This is a genomic window from Streptomyces sp. ITFR-6 (genome assembly GCF_031844725.1).
In the GTDB taxonomy this organism is placed as follows: domain Bacteria; phylum Actinomycetota; class Actinomycetes; order Streptomycetales; family Streptomycetaceae; genus Streptomyces.
In genome coordinates this window covers 3,004,130-3,021,386 of the sequence record NZ_CP134612.1, presented here as the reverse complement: position 1 = coordinate 3,021,386, position 17,257 = coordinate 3,004,130, and the positions used below count along the sequence as shown (strand labels likewise).

At 68.6% G+C, this 17,257-nt stretch carries 11 protein-coding genes and 1 pseudogene; 11 read left to right on the top strand and 1 reads right to left on the bottom strand.

What is annotated here, in order from left to right:
* Positions 1 to 63: 63 nt before the first annotated feature.
* The 6 genes from RLT59_RS13400 to RLT59_RS13375 all read left to right on the top strand — a co-directional run bounded on the left by RLT59_RS13400 (position 64) and on the right by RLT59_RS13375 (position 7,196).
* Positions 64 to 1,101, top strand: a complete 1,038-nt coding sequence (locus RLT59_RS13400) for a BMP family lipoprotein (protein WP_311303621.1) — start codon at positions 64 to 66, stop codon at positions 1,099 to 1,101.
* Positions 1,102 to 1,358: 257 nt separating this feature from the next.
* Positions 1,359 to 2,975 (top strand): ABC transporter ATP-binding protein, encoded by a 1,617-nt coding sequence (locus tag RLT59_RS13395; RefSeq protein WP_311303620.1) that lies wholly within the window; start codon positions 1,359 to 1,361, stop codon positions 2,973 to 2,975.
* Positions 2,972 to 4,087 (top strand): ABC transporter permease, encoded by a 1,116-nt coding sequence (locus RLT59_RS13390; protein WP_024488543.1) that lies wholly within the window; start codon positions 2,972 to 2,974, stop codon positions 4,085 to 4,087. The genes RLT59_RS13395 and RLT59_RS13390 overlap by 4 nt, the downstream gene beginning before the upstream one ends.
* Complete coding sequence (locus RLT59_RS13385; protein ID WP_311303619.1) at positions 4,084 to 5,373, top strand: ABC transporter permease; 1,290 nt, start codon at positions 4,084 to 4,086, stop codon at positions 5,371 to 5,373. Before RLT59_RS13390 ends, RLT59_RS13385 begins: the two co-directional genes overlap by 4 nt.
* On the top strand, positions 5,370 to 5,792 hold the full coding sequence (locus RLT59_RS13380; protein ID WP_311303618.1) for a cytidine deaminase: 423 nt from the start codon (positions 5,370 to 5,372) through the stop codon (positions 5,790 to 5,792). Before RLT59_RS13385 ends, RLT59_RS13380 begins: the two co-directional genes overlap by 4 nt.
* 126 nt (positions 5,793 to 5,918) lie before the next feature.
* Positions 5,919 to 7,196, top strand: a complete 1,278-nt coding sequence (locus RLT59_RS13375) for a thymidine phosphorylase (RefSeq protein WP_311303617.1) — start codon at positions 5,919 to 5,921, stop codon at positions 7,194 to 7,196.
* 104 nt (positions 7,197 to 7,300) lie between these two features.
* Here the strand turns inward: RLT59_RS13375 and RLT59_RS13370 are convergent.
* Positions 7,301 to 10,649: pseudogene (locus tag RLT59_RS13370) on the bottom strand (S8 family peptidase); the annotation flags it as partial.
* Positions 10,650 to 11,005: 356 nt separating this feature from the next.
* Between RLT59_RS13370 and RLT59_RS13365 the strand changes: the two are divergent.
* The 5 genes from RLT59_RS13365 to RLT59_RS13345 all read left to right on the top strand — a co-directional run bounded on the left by RLT59_RS13365 (position 11,006) and on the right by RLT59_RS13345 (position 17,173).
* The gene (locus tag RLT59_RS13365; RefSeq protein ID WP_311303616.1) at positions 11,006 to 11,308 is read left to right on the top strand and encodes an STAS domain-containing protein; all 303 of its coding nucleotides are present in this window, start codon (positions 11,006 to 11,008) and stop codon (positions 11,306 to 11,308) included.
* Positions 11,309 to 11,909: 601 nt separating this feature from the next.
* Complete coding sequence (locus RLT59_RS13360) at positions 11,910 to 12,794, top strand: FG-GAP repeat protein (protein ID WP_311303615.1); 885 nt, start codon at positions 11,910 to 11,912, stop codon at positions 12,792 to 12,794.
* Complete coding sequence (locus RLT59_RS13355) at positions 12,712 to 13,473, top strand: hypothetical protein (RefSeq protein ID WP_311303614.1); 762 nt, start codon at positions 12,712 to 12,714, stop codon at positions 13,471 to 13,473. Before RLT59_RS13360 ends, RLT59_RS13355 begins: the two co-directional genes overlap by 83 nt.
* Positions 13,474 to 13,511: 38 nt before the next feature.
* Positions 13,512 to 15,995 (top strand): DNRLRE domain-containing protein, encoded by a 2,484-nt coding sequence (locus RLT59_RS13350; protein ID WP_311303613.1) that lies wholly within the window; start codon positions 13,512 to 13,514, stop codon positions 15,993 to 15,995.
* A complete protein-coding gene (locus RLT59_RS13345; RefSeq protein ID WP_311303612.1) occupies positions 15,992 to 17,173 on the top strand; it encodes a laminin G domain-containing protein in 1,182 nt (393 codons plus the stop codon). The genes RLT59_RS13350 and RLT59_RS13345 overlap by 4 nt, the downstream gene beginning before the upstream one ends.
* Positions 17,174 to 17,257: the final 84 nt, after the last annotated feature.

The window sequence follows — 17,257 nt, the reverse complement described above, 5'->3', positions numbered from 1 at the left end:
TTACGATCACCGCGAAACCAGCGCCGGAAGAGGCGCTTCGGTCAGGTTTGAAGGAGCCTTCCCTTGCGCCCGGTATCCAAGATCACCGCCGCGTGTGCCATTGCCGCGGCGCTCGCCCTCACTGCCACCGCGTGCGGCAGCTCGTCCGACGAGTCCAGCAGCTCCGACGGCAAGATGAAGATCGGCATGGCCTACGACGTGGGCGGCCGGGGTGACAACTCGTTCAACGACTCCGCGGCCCGCGGACTGGACAAGGCCAAGGCCGAGTTCGGCGCCGAGACCAAGGAGCTCACCGCCAAGACCGGCGAGAGCTCGGCCGACCGCGACCAGCGTCTCCAGTCGCTCGCCGAGGGCGGCTACAACCCGGTCATCGCGATCGGCTTCGCGTACAAGGAAGCGGTCGACAAGATCGCCCCCAAGTACCCGAAGGTCAACTTCGGCCTGGTCGACTCGGTGTCCGACGTGAAGAACGTCAACTCGATCGTCTTCACCGAGGAGCAGGGCTCCTACCTCGCCGGAGTCGCGGCCGCGCTGAAGTCCAAGGACGGCAAGGTCGGCTTCATCGGCGGTGTGGACCTCCCGCTGATCAAGAAGTTCGCCGCCGGCTTCCGGCAGGGCGTCACGGACACCAAGCCCAAGGCCACGGTGCAGATCCAGTACCTGTCCACCGGTTCCGACCTGTCCGGCTTCGGCAGCCCCGACAAGGGCAAGGAAGCCGCCAAGGGCATGCTCGACAAGGGCATCGACGTCATCTTCGCCGCCGCGGGCGGCTCGGGTGCCGGTTCGATCGAGGCCGTCGCGGGCAAGAAGGGCGCCTGGTCCATCGGTGTCGACTCCGACCAGGCCAAGGACCCGGCGCTGGCGAAGTACAAGGACACGATCCTGACCTCGGTCGTCAAGAACGTCGACGCCGGTGTCTTCGACCTGGTCAAGTCCGTCAAGGACGGCAAGCCGGTGACCGGCACGACGACGTACTCCCTGGCCAAGGGCGGCGTCAGCCTGACCCCCACGGGTGACCACCTCAAGGACATCCAGACCCAGCTGGACGCCGCGAAGAAGAAGATCGTCGACGGCACCATCAAGGTCAAGTCCACGACCTGATCCAGCCCGTCGATCGGGGCCCGGGGGAGCGGCTTCCACCGCTCACCCGGGCCCCGATTCACGTACCCCCGCGACGGGGGTCACCGGCCCCGGTACGCCACCTGTGAACAGGTGGCCAACGATTCGGAAGCGCTACGCGCGTAGCGCCCGCTCGGGCGCGGTACCTTTTTCCGCCCCCGCAATCGGCACCCACCGCCTCCGCCCTCCGCTCCTGTCAAGGAGAGTGCGCCATCAACGCGTCCAGCAGTCCTCATGCCGTGGAGCTCCGCGGCATCACCAAGCGGTTCCCCGGGGTCGTGGCCAACCACGACATCGACATCACCGTGCGCCGCGGCACCGTCCACGCCCTCGTCGGTGAGAACGGCGCCGGCAAGTCCACGCTCATGAAGATCCTCTACGGCATGCAGAAGCCGGACGAGGGCACCATCGCGGTGGACGGCGAACAGGCCACGTTCTCCAATCCGGGCGACGCCATCGACCGGGGCATCGGCATGGTGCACCAGCACTTCATGCTGGCCGACTACCTCACCGTCCTGGAGAACGTCGTACTCGGCTCCGAGAAGCTGTACGGCATCGGGGACCGGGCCCGCGCCAAGATCAAGCAGATCTCCGACTCGTACGGTCTCGGCATCCGGCCCGACGCCATGGTCGAGGACCTCGGGGTCGCCGACCGTCAGCGCGTGGAGATCCTCAAGGTCCTCTACCGGGGCGCCCGCACCCTGATCCTCGACGAGCCCACCGCCGTCCTCGTACCGCAGGAGGTCGAGGCGCTCTTCGACAACCTGCGCGAGCTCAAGGCGGAGGGCCTCACCGTCATCTTCATCTCGCACAAGCTGGGCGAGGTGCTGTCGGTGGCCGACGAGATCACCGTCATCCGGCGCGGGACGACCGTGGGCACCGCCGACCCGGAGCACACCACGACCAAGCAGCTGGCCGAGCTGATGGTCGGCAGCGAGCTGCCGTCGCCGGAGACCCGCGAGTCGACCGTCACCGAGACGCCGATGCTGGACGTCGACGGGCTGCGGCTGACCGCCACCGACCCGGACGGGGTGGTGCGTGCCGTGCTCGACGGCATCACCTTCACCATCCACAAGGGCGAGGTGCTCGGCATCGCCGGTGTGGAGGGCAACGGCCAGTCCGAACTGGTCGACGCCATCATGGGCATGCGCACCCTCGACGCGGGCTCCCTCTCGCTGGACGGCGCGGACATCTCCCGTACGCCGACGCGCAAGCGCCGCGAGGACGGGATGGCCGTCATCCCCGAGGACCGCCACCGGCACGGACTGCTGCTGGAGGCCCCCCTCTGGGAGAACCGCATCCTCGGCCACGTCACCGAACGCCCCAACAGCAAGGGCGCCTTCCTCGACCTCAAGGCAGCCCGCGCCGACACCGAGCGGATCGTGCGCGAGTACGACGTGCGCACCCCCGGCATCGAGGTCACCGCGGCCTCGCTCTCCGGCGGCAACCAGCAGAAGCTGATCGTCGGCCGCGAGATGAGCCACGCGCCCAAGCTCCTGATCGCCGCGCACCCCACCCGGGGCGTGGACGTCGGCGCCCAGGCCCAGATCTGGGACCAGATCCGGGAGGCGCGCCGCGAGGGGCTCGCGGTGCTGCTGATCTCCGCCGATCTGGACGAGCTGATCGGGCTCTCCGACACCCTGCGCGTCATGTACCGCGGCGCCCTCGTCGCGGACGCGGACCCGGCGACCGTCACCCCGGAGGAGCTCGGCTCCGCGATGACGGGCGCGGCCGCCGGCCACCTCGAAACGCCCGCCGAAGCCGAGCCCGCCGAAGCCGAGCCCAGGAGCGACGGCGCGTCCGCCGCCCCCGGCACGGACGACACCGACCCCCGGGACGGGGGAGAGGACCGATGAAGAAGATCGACAAGGAGCGGCTGCTCCTGGGGATCGCGGCCCCCGTACTCGCGATCGTGGTCGCCTTCCTGGTGACGGCACTCGTGCTCGCCGCCACCGGCAAGGAGCCGTTCAGCGCCTTCGGCATCATGTTCGACTACGGGCTGAAGTCGGACAGCCAGGTCTACATCCTGAACAAGGCGACGACCTACTACCTCGCCGGTCTCGCGGTCGCCGTCGGCTTCCGGATGAACCTCTTCAACATCGGCGTCGACGGCCAGTACCGCCTGGCCGCCTTCTTCGCAGCGGCGGTCGGCGGCGCGCTGACCCTGCCGGGCGCCCTCCAGATCCCGCTGATCATCCTCACCGCGATGATCGTCGGCGCGATGTGGGCCGGTATCGCGGGCCTCCTGAAGGTCACCCGGGGCGTAAGCGAGGTCGTCTCGACGATCATGCTGAACTCCATCGCGACCGCCGTCATCGGCTACCTGCTCCAGCAGAACCGCCTCGGACACCTCGACGAGGCCGGCACCAAGATCTCCACCAAGCCGCTCCCGGAGTCCTCGTACTTCTTCGAGTTCCCGACCACCCCGACGCCCGTCTGGGGCTTCATCGTGGTCGCGGTCGTCGCGGGCGTCGCCTACTGGTTCACGCTCTCGCGCACCCGGTTCGGCTTCGACCTGCGCACGGTGGGCCAGTCCGGCTCCGCCGCCGAGGCCAGCGGTGTGAACGTCAAGAAGATGGTCGTCACCTCGATGCTCATCTCGGGCGCCGTCGCCGGTCTGATCGGCATGCCGACACTGCTCAACGACAGCCACGAGTTCAGCGGCGACTTCCCCGTCGGCATCGGCTTCACCGGTATCGCCATCGCCCTCCTCGGCCGCAACCACCCCGTCGGCATCGCGCTCGGCGCGCTGCTCTGGGGCTTCCTGGAACGCGGCACCGGAAAGCTGGAGTTCGAGGGGTACGACAAGGAGATCGTCGGCGTGATCCAGGGCGTCATCGTCCTGTGCGTCGTCATCGCCTACGAAGTCGTCCGCCGCTACGGACTCAAGCGACAGCAGAGCAAGGTCGGCGCGGAACTCGCCGCACAGGCCGCCCGTAACTCCGACCAGCAGGAGGTGTCGGCGTGACCGTCACGGCGACTTCCACCCCGCCCCCCGCGGCCCGCAAGGTCTCCGGCGGCAAGGGCGGCCGCACCCGCCTCTCCTTCCCCGTCGTCCTCCTGATCATCGCGGGCGTGCTGCTCGCGCTGTCGGCCGTGCGCGCCATCACCGGCGCGCAGGACGTCACCTCGGCCGGGCAGATCAGCGCGGCCCTCGCGATGGCCGTGCCGATCGGCCTCGCCGGTCTCGGCGGCCTCTGGTCCGAGCGGGCCGGCGTGGTCAACATCGGCCTCGAAGGCATGATGATCCTGGGCACCTTCTTCGGTGCCTGGGCAGGCTGGCAGACCAACCCCTGGCTCGGCGTGCTCGCCGGTGTCGTCGGCGGAATGCTCGGCGGCCTGCTGCACGCGGTGGCGACCGTCACCTTCGGCGTCGACCACATCATCTCCGGCATCGCGATCAACATCCTGGCCCTCGGCTTCACCACCTACTTCGCCAAGCTCTGGTTCAACTCGGGCGAGGCGGCGGCCAAGGGCGGCTCGCCCAAGCAGTCCCCACCGGCCGACGACATCACCTCGGTGACGGTCCCGGGCCTCTCCGACTGGCTGCACAGCGTCGAGAAGCACCACTGGTTCTTCGTCTCCGACCTGGCCGGAGTCCTCGGCGGAATCGTCACCAACGTGTCGCTGCTGACGATCGTCGCCGTGGTCCTCTTCGCCGTGACGTTCTTCGTTCTGTGGAAGACCGCCTTCGGCCTGCGGCTGCGCTCCTGCGGCGAGAACCCGGTGGCCGCCGAGTCGCTCGGCGTCAACGTGTACACGTACAAGTACATCGCGGTGATCGTCTCCGGCGGCATGGCCGGACTGGGCGGCGCCTTCCTCTCCCTGGTCACCTCGCACATCTACAACGAGGGACAGACCGGCGGCCGGGGCTACATCGGTCTCGCCGCGATGATCTTCGGCAACTGGCGGCCCGGCGGACTCGCCATGGGTGCGGGCCTGTTCGGCTTCGCCGACGCGCTCCAGCTGCGCAACGGCGGCGAGTCCGTCCACGCGCTGCTCCTGCTGCTCGTGGTCGCGCTGGCCGGTATCGCGGCCTGGAAGCTCTACCGCAAGAGCTTCGTACAGGGTGCCGTCAGCGCGGTCGTCGCCGCCGCCATCCTGGTCTGGTACCTCGCCACGGACACCGTGCCCACCGAGTTCGTGAGCGCGACCCCGTACGTCGTCACGCTGCTCGTCCTCTCGCTCTCCGCGCAGCGGCTGCGGATGCCGAAGGCGGACGGTATGCGCTACCGCAAGGGCCAGGGCAAGTGACGCCCACCGCCGGAGCGGGCGCCACCGCCGTGGCAGAGGCCGACTGGGACGCCCTGCGGAGTGCCGCCCGGAAGGCCATGTCCCGGGCGTACGCGCCCTACTCGGGCTACCCGGTCGGCGTCGCCGCCCGGGTGGACGACGGCCGCGTGATCGTCGGCTGCAACGTCGAGAACGCCTCGTACGGCATCAGCCTCTGCGCCGAATGCGGACTGGTCTCCCAGCTGCACGCCACCGGTGGCGGCCGGCTGACCCACTTCACCTGCGTGGACGGGTCGGGCGAGATCCTGGTCCCGTGCGGCCGGTGCAGGCAGCTGCTGCACGAGTTCGGCGGACCGGAACTCGTCCTGGAGACCCCGGACGGATTCCGCACCCTCGACGAGATGCTCCCGCAGGCGTTCGGACCCTCGCACCTCGGGTAGCACCCCGCCGGGTGGGCCCGCACACGGGCCCACCCGGCGGCTCTTCTTCCCTCTATGCGCGTAGAGTCAACGGGACTCATGCGTACCCATCGCGCACGTACGTACCGGCCGGAAGGACTCCAGACCATGGACGCCATCTCCGTCATCCGCACCAAGCGGGACCGAGGCGAGCTGACCCCCGAGCAGATCGACTGGGTCATCGACGCGTACACCCGCGGCGAGGTCGCCGACGAGCAGATGTCCGCGCTGGCCATGGCGATCCTGCTGAACGGCATGAACCGTACGGAGATCGCCCGCTGGACCGCCGCGATGATCGCCTCCGGCGAGCGGATGGACTTCTCCGCGCTCTCCCGCCCCACCACCGACAAGCACTCCACCGGCGGCGTCGGTGACAAGATCACCCTGCCGCTCGCCCCGCTGGTCGCCGCCTGCGGCGCCGCCGTGCCGCAACTCAGCGGCCGGGGCCTCGGCCACACCGGCGGCACCCTCGACAAGCTGGAGTCCATCCCCGGCTGGCGCGCCCACCTCACCAACGCCGAGATGCTGGACGTCCTCGACACCACCGGCGCCGTCATCTGCGCGGCGGGCGACGGTCTCGCCCCCGCCGACAAGAAGCTGTACGCGCTCCGCGACGTCACCGGCACCGTCGAGGCGATCCCGCTCATCGCCAGCTCGATCATGTCGAAGAAGATCGCGGAGGGCACCGGCGCACTCGTCCTGGACGTCAAGGTCGGCTCCGGCGCCTTCATGAAGACCATCGAGGACGCCCGCGAACTCGCCTCGACCATGGTCGCCCTGGGTACCGACAGCGGTGTGCGCACGGTCGCCCTCCTCACCGACATGGCCACCCCGCTCGGCGTGACCGCGGGCAACGCCCTGGAGGTCCGCGAGTCGGTCGAGGTGCTGGCCGGCGGCGGCCCCAGGGACGTCGTCGACCTCACCCTGGCCCTCGCCCGCGAGATGCTGGACGCGGCCGGGCTCAAGGACGCCGACCCGGAGAAGGCCCTCGCGAACGGCTCCGCGATGGACGTCTGGCGCCGGATGATCTCCGCCCAGGGCGGCGACCCCGACGCCACCCTCCCGGTCGCCCGCGAACAGCACATCGTCACGGCCCCCGCCTCCGGCGTCCTCACCCGCCTCGACGCCTACGACATCGGCGTCGCCGCCTGGCGCCTCGGCGCGGGCCGCGCCCGCAAGGAGGACCCGGTCCAGGCGGGCGCGGGCGTCGAGCTCCACGCCAAGCCCGGCGACACCGTGACGGCCGGCCAGCCGCTGCTGACGCTGCACACGGACACCCCGGAGAAGTTCGACTACGCGCTGAAGGCACTCCCGGAGGCGTACGACATCGCCCCCTCCGGCACCCCGTTCACCGCCACCCCGGTGGTCCGGGAGCGCATCGCGTAACCGCGCCCGCTCACACGAACGGCCCGCCGGGACGGTGTCTCACCGTCCCGGCGGGCCGCTGTCACGCGGTCGGCGCCGACTGCTTCGAGCCGGTCACCGGCATACTTGCCGAAGTAGGCGTCATAGATCGCCACGGACGACTTGTTGCCTTTCTTGTCCGTCACATTGGCCTTGAAGGAGAGGGACTTCTTCTTGGCCGGGTTCTTCACGGAGATCTTGCCCTTCTGGACCGCCGTCTTCTTCCAGGTCTTCCCGGCGTCGTAACTGACGTACACCGCGAGCGACTTGAGGTTCTTCCCGGCGGCCGCGCCCTGCACCGTCACCGGCACGGAGACGGACTTCCCGGCCTTGGCCGTGCTGTCGATTGCCACCTCGGGCGTGAAGCGGACCATGGACACCGGCAGTGCGACGAAATCCTGTGTCCGGCCGGACCGGAAGGTCCAGCTCGCGTCGATCCGGGTGGAGACGGAAGCGACGTCGGTGCCGCGCCGGACCGACGTGGTCAGCCGGTAGTCGGCCGCCGCGGCCGGCACGGTGATGGTGTTCTCGCCGGTCAGCGGGTCGTCGTTCCTGACGAGCACCTTGCCGTTGCGGTACAGCGCGGTCTTCACCGAGCGGTAGGCGGAGCCGCCGACGTTCCGGTGCCCGTCGGCGGTCAGCGGCAACGACGCCACCAGGCCGTCGCGCTCACGGAAGATCCCGAAGTCGGCGTTGACGTACGGGCCGAACACCGCGGTGTTCACGGTCCTCGCGTACGTCCTGCCCGCCTTGACGGTCTGCGGGGCACCGAGCGAGAACCAGGCGTCGGACCGCGGGAAGCCGTCCTCGTCGGGGGCGCCGCTCTGCTCGAAGTCGAAGCTCCAGTTCACCTTGTCGGCGGTGGACACATAGGCGGTGGTGGTGGACGGGAGCTTCTGAGTGGTGATGGCCGCCCAGCCGCCGAACTGGCCGGGCACAGTGCCCGACGCGGAGATGTCGCCGGTCTTGCCCTTGACGGAGGAACCGGCGCGGATCGTGAACCTGGCCAGCTGACCGCTGCTGAACGCGCGGTGGTAGCCGGTCGCCGCCCGGCGCACCGGGCCGCCGACCGAGATGTCGTACCGTGTCGCGCCACCCTTGGCCCAACTGCCACTCCAGTGCTGCGAGAGCTGGATGGCGGTCACCTCGGGACCGATGTGTGCGGTGCGCAGCTGCTTGTACGAGTCGAGCAGCCAGCCGTAGCCGTACGCTTCGTCCTTGGTCTCGAACTGTAGGTCGGGCGTGGCGAGCAGGGGCTTCGCACCGGCGGCCGGAACGGTGATGTCGACCGGCTTGGTCAGTCGCGCGTCGAAGGTCACCTTGGTGTTCTTGGTGACCTTCAGGTACGGCCGGGTGAGCCAGTCGACGCCCTTGTCGTAGTCCTCCGGGTCGACGAACACGGCCGAGTTCAGCACGTACCCGCCCTTGGGGACACGGAGCTTCGCCGTGCCGTCGACCGACTCGGGCGACTCCCACAGGCCGGACGAGGCGCCGCCGGTGCCGTAGACGTCGCCCGTGGTGAAGGCGGCCGGCTTGCCGTCGCGCCCGATGGTCTTGAGCGTGAGGTCGTACGACTCACGCTCGCGCTCCACGGCCGCGCTGGTGCGGACGGTCTGCCCGCCGCCGGTCGCGACGAGGGACGCGGAGTAGGAGCCGACGGCCGTGCCGCCGAGCTTGGTGTTCACGGTCAGCGGCACCCGGGCGGTGCCGCCCGCCGGGACGGTCACGTCGGTGGCGCCGAGGGTGAAGAAGCCGGCCGGGGCCGGCTTGCCCGTCGGGCCGGTGCCCTGGACGGTGAGCGCGAGCGTCACATCGGTCGTACCGAGGTTGCGGTACGACACCCGCTTGGTGACCGGCGCGTCATCGGTGTGCGGCCACTGCTGGAGGCCGAAGCTCACCGAGACCGGGTCGGCGACGACGGACTGCGTGATCGCCCGGTCGACCGCGATCCGGCCCGAGCCCTGCTCGAAGGGGGTGTACTTCCCCGGCTTCGTGGACGCGGTGAGCGCGCCCTTGAGCTCGGTGTTCTTCCACGCGGGGTGCTGTTGCTTGAGAAGCGCCGCGGCGCCCGCCACGTGCGGGGTCGCCATCGACGTACCGGAGATCGTCAGATACCCGGGCGGGTTCTGGCCGGCCTCCTTGTCGATCACGGAGCCCGGTGAGGCCGCCGCCGTGATGTCCACGCCGGGTGCGGTGACATCGGGCTTGATCGCGCTGTCGCCGACCCGGGGCCCGCGGCTGGAGAAATCCGCCAGCAGGTCGTGGTCGTCCACCGCGCCCACGGTCAGCGCGGCGTCCGCGCTGCCGGGGGAGCCGACCGTGCCCGCCTGGTCGCCCTCGTTGCCCGCCGCGATGGCGAAGAGCACACCGCTGGAGGCGGAGAGCTTGTTGACCGCCGCCTCCAGCGGGTCGATGCCCGGGGTGTCGGTGCCTCCCAGGCTCAGGTTGACGATGTCGGCGCCCTGCGCGACCGCCCAGTCCATACCGGCCAGGATGCCGGAGTCGTCACCGAAGCCGTCGTCGTCGAGCACCTTGGCCTCAAGGAGCTTGGCGTCGAGGGCCACCCCCTTGAACTTCCCGCCCGACTTCGCGCCCGTACCGGCCGCGATCGACGAGACGTGGGTGCCGTGGCCGAAGTGGTCCAGGGTGTCGGGCGTCCCGGAGAAGTTCTTGGACGTGAGGATCTGGCCCTTGAGGTCCGGGTGGGTGGCGTCCGCTCCGGTGTCCAGGACGGCGATCTTGACACCCTTCCCCGTGTAGCCCGCCTTCCAGGCGGTCGGGGCGCCGATCTGCGGGACGCTCTTGTCGAGGCTCGCCCGGCGCACGCCGTCCAGCCACACCCGGTCGATTCCGGCGGCCGTCGTACGCTGGGCGCTGTTCGAGGGCCTGGCGGTGAGCGCCCGCCAGACGGCCGCCGCGTCCTCCCGCGGGGTGGCTACGGACTGGGCGTTCAGCGATTTCAGCACGGGCCCGACCCGGGTCGCGCCCGCGTCCCGGATTCCGGCCTTCGCGGCCGTGGCCCCGGTGCCCCCGGTAGGCGACGATCAGCTTCAGACCCGACTTCTGCGCCCTGCGGTTCTCCGCCCGGTTCAGCTCCGTGACGTCGAACAGCCGGCGGTCCAGCTTTCCGGAAGCGATCAGACGGTGTGCGTCGACGGGGACGAGCAGGGTGTGCCCGTCGACTATCTGACGCTGCACGGGTATGTGCTCGCGTCCCGCCGCCGGGCGGAAGCTCACGATCCGGCCCTTGGCGTCCACCGAGACGCGGTCGCCGGTGATGAGAGTCAACTGGTGCCGGGCGGCGGGCGGGCTGTCCGCCGACTGGGACGGGCTGCTGTCGCGTGCCATGGCCGGGGTCGTCAACCCGGCCGCGAGGGCCACGGCGGCCGCCGTGGCGACGGTCGAGACACACGCTCTTCTGACGTGTCTGCGCAACTCTCCCCCTGGAGAATCAGGTGACCCCGAAGGGGCCACTGAGCAGCCGGCGCCGATGCGTGCATCGGCGCCGGCAGTTTCACCCGTAGAGGGGGGTGGTCTGATCGGAGTGGTTCACAGCAGGCACAAAGGTGTTCGAAGTTGGCGTCTCTTCGTCGTCTGTCGATCGGCTCTCAACCACCCCCGTGATGCGGTGGAGCAGCCGTCGCAGAGGTGGCCGGAGAGGCGTACGAGCTGCTGGGGGCACCTGGGTCCCCCGAGCGGCCGGTCGTGGGAGTGCGGCGGTCCGGCGACAGGCGGTGAGCGGCGGGCCGATGAGTTTCGGCCGCCGGACCGGTCTTCCGGATGTGGATGCCATGACCCCGATCGTTCTCACCGTCTCCGGACGCGTCACCCGGTCCGCCGTCCCCGGGCTCTGCGCGGAGCTGGAGGCGCTGTTGGCCACGGCCGACAGGGAAGTGACCTCGGTGTACTGCGACGTGGCCGCCGTCGTCCGACCGGACCTCGCCGCCGTGGAGGCGATTGCCCGGCTGTCGCTGGTCGCCCGCAGATCGGGCGGCAGACGGCTGCGGCTGCGCGGGACGTCGCCCGAACTGCGGCTACTGATCGAGCTGATGGGGTTGAGCGATGCGGTGGGTCTCGCCGGTACGTCGTCGTGAGCCCAGGCCAGGCAGTCGTCAGGCACGCATCGCTCCGTCGTCGCCAGACACGTGCCCTGTGCATCGACCTTGAGTCACTCAGCGTGTCGAACCTGTATCTCGCCAGAGCGAGGCCGCTGGACCCGAAACCGTCGCCCGGGCGGCGGAAATACGACGGAGGGGGCTCAGTCCCGAAGCGGCCGCAGTGGCACGAAGTGCGTCCCGCTCAGGGAACTTTTCTTTCAACTTCGCTCAGCATGAAGCTAGTTCCGAGCGAATAGCCGGGCAACAGCGAGGGTCGGCCATTGAGCCCCACTCCCATGTTTTCTCTGGCGAATTCCAGACCTCCGGGAGTCGCCGGCGCAGACAAGATGAGTCAACAATGTGTAACCAAGGATGGGTTACCAAAGGGGCTGACCGCCCATTGTCTGACTTTCCATGCTGAGAGATGCGATGTCACTTTTCACAGCAGACTTACTGTCAACTGGCCCTTTGATGAACCTATCGGGCATGTCATTGACAAGTGAGGGAAGTGCGTTATTGCATTCGATCTGCTGTGCGCTGTCGAACGAACAGGCATCGGGGGGTGCGGGCGCGCAGGGTTCTCTCAAGGGGTGGGGTCGTGAGACTGAAATTTGGCATGTCCGGAATCGCCGCTATGGCTGGATTGCTGGTGGTGGCGGCCGGCGTACCGGTTGCTGGTGCTGCGCCTGCCGCCGCTGCGACCTGTGCCGGCGTCGGCTCGGACTACAACGGCGACGGGCTGGTCGACAACGTCGTCACAGACCCTCAGGCGACTGTGAACGGAGTCCAGGAAGCCGGCCTGGTCCGGGTGATCTACGCGGGTAACGCGGGCGTTGCTGAGATCTCGCAAGCGACGCCCGGGATGGGGGCGGTGATTCTCGAGCGCGGTGACCGGTTCGGATCCGCCATCGCCTGGGCCGGCTTCAACGGCGATGGTTGCACTGACCTCGCGGTCGGCACGCCGAACGAAGACACGTGGACCGATGGCACCGCCATCAAGGACGCGGGCATTCTTCACATCATCTATGGTTCGCCTTCGGGCCCCGGCGCCGGCCCGGCCACCCTTCTCTACGGTCAGGCGTCCTTCGGGTCCGGGACCAACGAGGCAGGGGACCTGTTCGGCTATGTCCTGCAGGCCGGCACCGCTGCCTCGGGGAAGCCGTTCCTCATGGTCGGGGCCCCCGGCGAGGGCGTCCTGGTGGATGGCGTCGACAAGGCCAATGCCGGTGCCGTCAGCTATATGCAGGGTGACACCAGGAGTTTGATCACGCAGGACAGCCCGGGGGTGCCTGGTATAGCCGAAGCCGACGACCAGTTCGGCGCCGCCCTGGCAGCCACCAACCGGTACTTTGCCGTCGGTGAGCCGGGCGAGACCACAGAGGACGATGCGGTGGCCGCCGGTGGCGTGGCCGTCTTCAACCACACACTGGCCGACGGACTGCCGACCCCCCCTGGTCGGACTCGATCAGGCGGGCGAGGGTGAAGGGCTGGCCGGTGTCGCCGAAGCCGGAGACCGGTTCGGCACCGCGCTGTCGATGACCAATTACCGTCCCTCCGGCGAAACCTACAACTCTGATTCCCTGCTCGCCATCGGTGCACCGGGGGAAGCGATCGGGTCTGTTCAGGCCGCGGGTTGTGCCGTGGTGGTGCGCATCGAACCGTCGGGCAAGTTCACCCAGGTAAAGGCGTTGGACCCCGCAGTCGCGAACGTTGAGGGCGACCCGGAGGCGGGCGATGCCTTCGGGCAGCGGGTGGCCATCACCAACACCAACACAGAAGTGGTCACCACGACGTCCACCACGCGCCTGGCCGTAGGCATTCCCGGCCGGGACGTCGACGGAGTCGCGGATGCCGGTGTCGTCCACATCTTCCAGCCGCTCGACAGCGATGCCGGGAGCTCGGACAAGATCATCAAGCGTGGCTCGGGGGTACTGCCCGGCACACCGAACGCACGTGACTTCACCGGCATCGCGCTGCGCTCCGGCACCAACCTTCTCTACGTCGGTGTCCCGTACAGCAAGGACCCAGCGACCTCCAAGGGTGTTCTGTACACGATGCCGTGGACCGACATCGACGGAACGACGAGCGTGGGGACCAAGACCTTCCAGCCCGGCGTCGGAGGTCTCTCGGACATCGGCACTGCCTTCGCGACCGTCGGGTGACCGGCGTGGAACGTCAACGAGAGCAGAGCCACGTGAACATGAGAGAGCAGACGGCCAACGTGAAGAGACATGCGATCGACGTGCGCCGGCAAGGCCGTGGGCCCCTCGTTGCCGTGACGCTCACGGCCCTCCTGGCCGTGGGGCTCGGCATTCCGTCCCTGCCGGGCGGGCTCACGACGGCTGCCGCAGCCCCCGTCCAGGCCAGCGCCGCTGCCGGGACGGAAGCGGCTCAGGAAGCTGCCGCGGAGACCGGCACTCCCGTTGAGGTATTGAGCCTGCGCGACGAACGCGACTCGACGGTGGCCAATCCGGACGGCACGTTCACCACCACAGCGTCCGTGCAGCCAGTACGGGCCCTCAAGAACGGGGAGTGGACGGATATCGACACAACCCTCGTCCGCCAGAAGGACGGGTCGTACATGCCGAAGGCGGCAGTGACGGCCATGTCCTTCTCCGGAGGCGGGATCACGACGTTCGGCACTATTCAGAAGGACGGCCGTGCGCTGTCGCTGGACTGGCCCGACAAGCTCCCGGAGCCCCGTGTAGAGGGATCGACTGCCACCTACGCGGACGTGATGCCGGGCGTCGACCTGCAAGTGACCGCAAGCGCCGAAGGCTTCTCGCACCTGATCGTCGTCAAGGACGCAGAGGCTGCCGACGATCCCGACCTCTCGCAGCTGGAATTGCCCGTCAGCGCGACCTCTGTCGACGTTCAGGAGTCCGAGGACGGCGGTCTGACCGCGACGGATACGGCCGGCGGGACCGTATTCGAAGCGCCGGCGCCGTTGATGTGGGACAGCCGGCAGGGCGAGGGAGACGAGCCCGGAACCCCTTCGCCGACTGCCGAAGGACCCGCTGACGACGGCACTTCCGTGACCCCACCCGACGGTGCTCGGGTCGCCGATGTGGACGTGCAGGTCAGCGATGACACATTGACCCTGACCCCCGACAACTCGTTGCTGACGGGGGATGACACGGTCTACCCGGTCTACATCGACCCGGTGGTGAAGACTGCCAGCAGGAGTGGCTGGACCATGGTGTCGTCCTACTACTCGTCGGCGGAGTTCTGGAAGTTCGGCGGTGACGAGGGCGTGGGTCGGTGCCCCGCCGACGTGTCGGCCCGGTGTGCAAGTTCCAACGACGTCAAGCGACAGTTCTTCGCTGTCCCGACCGCTGCCTTCGAGGGCAAGGACATCACCAAGGCCGAGTTCGCGGTGACGATGGTCCACACCTACAGCACCTCCGCCAAGAGCGTGCAGCTCGGACGGGTCAATTCCACCGGTGCGAGCGGGATCAATTCGGGCACCAACTGGGGTAACCAGCCTTCGTTGAAGGCGGACCTCGGTAGTAAGTCTCCGACAAATCCGGCTGGTTCGTGTACGTCGAACAATCAGAACGTGCGCTTCGACGTCAAATCCACCGTCCAGCAGGCGGCCGACAAGGGTTGGGACACCACGACCTTCCGGATGCGTGCCGGAGACGAGGGCGCATACTCGAACTGGAAGAGGTTTTGTGGCAACGCCCAGCTCGAAGTCACCTGCAACCGGCCACCTTTGGCGCCGTCCATGAGCGACCTCACCATGTCGCCCGGCGGCAAGTGCGAGTACGGAGACGCCGATGGTCACTATGCGTCCTCGGCCCCCGTGCTCAATGCCACGATCAAGGACTACGACCACAACGACATCGCGGGGAAGTACGAGAGCCTCAAGGTCAGGTTCCACGTCTTCTGGATGAACGGTACGAAGCAGGTCGACCACTACGCAACCACCGCCTCCCACACGACTACCGGAACCGGGCAGACGGGATCGGCTTCGTTCAAATACACGGTTGGCTCCGACCTCAGTACCGATTCGGACGCCGGGTTCAGCCTCCCCTCCAACGTGACGATCGGCTGGGATGTGCAGGGGTCCGACGGCACGGCCTGGGGCCCATGGAGTTCGACCGGAGCCGCCACCCGGTGCGAGTTCATCTATGACGCCTCCGCGCCCAGCGCACCCGTGATCACCTCCGTGCAGTACCCGGACGATGGCGCCTGGCACGCGGGCGTCGGCGATTACGGAAGTTTCACCCTGGACTCCCCTTCCGTCGACGTGGCGCAGTACAAGTACCGGTTCAAGGGCGGTGACTGGGTCACGGTGGCGACGTCCACACCCGGCGGGCCCATGACCGTGAAGTTCATGCCAACGTCGAAGCAGCCCTGGAACCTGGAGGCCAAGGCGGTCGACGCCGCAGGCAACGCGCAGAAGACCTCCATGGGGTACACGTTTCTAGTTTCGGACGGGCGACCTCCAGTCGGTGGCTGGTCCCTCGGTGACGTCAAAGGATCGACATCGGCGTCCGGCACGGGTACCTCGCCCAATGCCACCCCTCGCCCAATGCCACCCCTGGCCCGGGTGCCAGCTTCGGAGCCGCGCCCGGCCCGCTCGGAGCGTCCGATACCTACGCGGCACTGGACGGCACAGAGGGCGCCTACCTGGATGCCGGCCGGCACATTGTCAATACCAATGCCGGGTTCTCCGTGAGTGCATGGGTCAATCTGCCCGAGGTGCCGAACCGCGACGAGACCGTGATCAGCCAGGACGGCACAGGTCTGCCGGGCTTTGACCTGGGCTACGACGGCGACACCCGCAGCTGGGTCTTCCGCACACCGTTCAACGACACGGAGTCCATGGGAAATTGGCAGGTCACCGGGGGCAAAGTGGTGCCGGGCGCCTGGACTCACCTTGTCGGATCCTATGACTGTGTCACGCGTGTGATGCGGCTCTACGTGGACGGCACGGCGATCTCCACGACTGTGAAGCGGACGACTCCGTGGAACGCGGCGGGTGCCCTCCAGATCGGACGCCGGCTGGCTCTGGACGGATACACCGCCCACCTCAAGGGCGGAATTGCCGATGTCCAGGTCTACGACAGGGTGGTGACCGGCCCCGAGAGCGCGGAGCTGGGTGGCATCGTCGCCCAGCAGCTCGGCTACTGGGACGTCGACACCGCACCGTCGGGCATCGCCCCTGAGGCGTACGGCGGAACGGGCCTCACGCTTGGCGGAGGCGCGTCCATCTACGCTCCGGCACCGGGCTGTGACCCGGAGGCGGACCCCGAATGCGTGGAGTCCGCTCCCGAGGAGCCCATGTGGGGCGACGGCCATCTGCTGCTGAACGGCACGGACGCATACGCGACCCGGGCGGCTGGGCTGCTTTCCAAGCAGGACAGTTTCGCACTCACCGCTCGCGCCCGGCTCTCCTCCGTGTCACCCACGAAGGACCAGACGGTCCTGGCCCTCTCCGGAGTCCGGGGCAGCGCGGTCACGGTGGGCTATTCCGCTGCCGACAGCCGCTGGGTTCTCACCATCACGGATGCCGACTCGGCCGCGCCCGTCACCACGACCGTGAAAGCGACGGGCTTCCTCCCCAGCACCGGGGCCAAGGGCGACCACCTCGCTCTCGTCTACTCAGCGGTCTTCGGTGACGTGGTGCTGTACGTCAACGGGGTCGAGAGCGCACGAGCGCCCTGGGACAACACCTGGGACTTCACGACCACCTCGATGCAGGTGGGGCGCAAGCTCACCGGTGCCACGTCAGGCTCCTTCCTGTCCGGAGCCGTCGACGAGGTGCGCCTGTTCCAGGGCGCGCTCGATGCCAGCCTCGTCGCGACCGTCATGGTCCTCGCCGATGACACGAGCGTCGAGGCGACTCTGTCCTGATCCGACTGCCGCGGTCGGGACCGGAACACAGGCGTCCGGTCCCGACCGTCTCCCGTTCTCAGAGCACCGACCCCATCTCCTGAC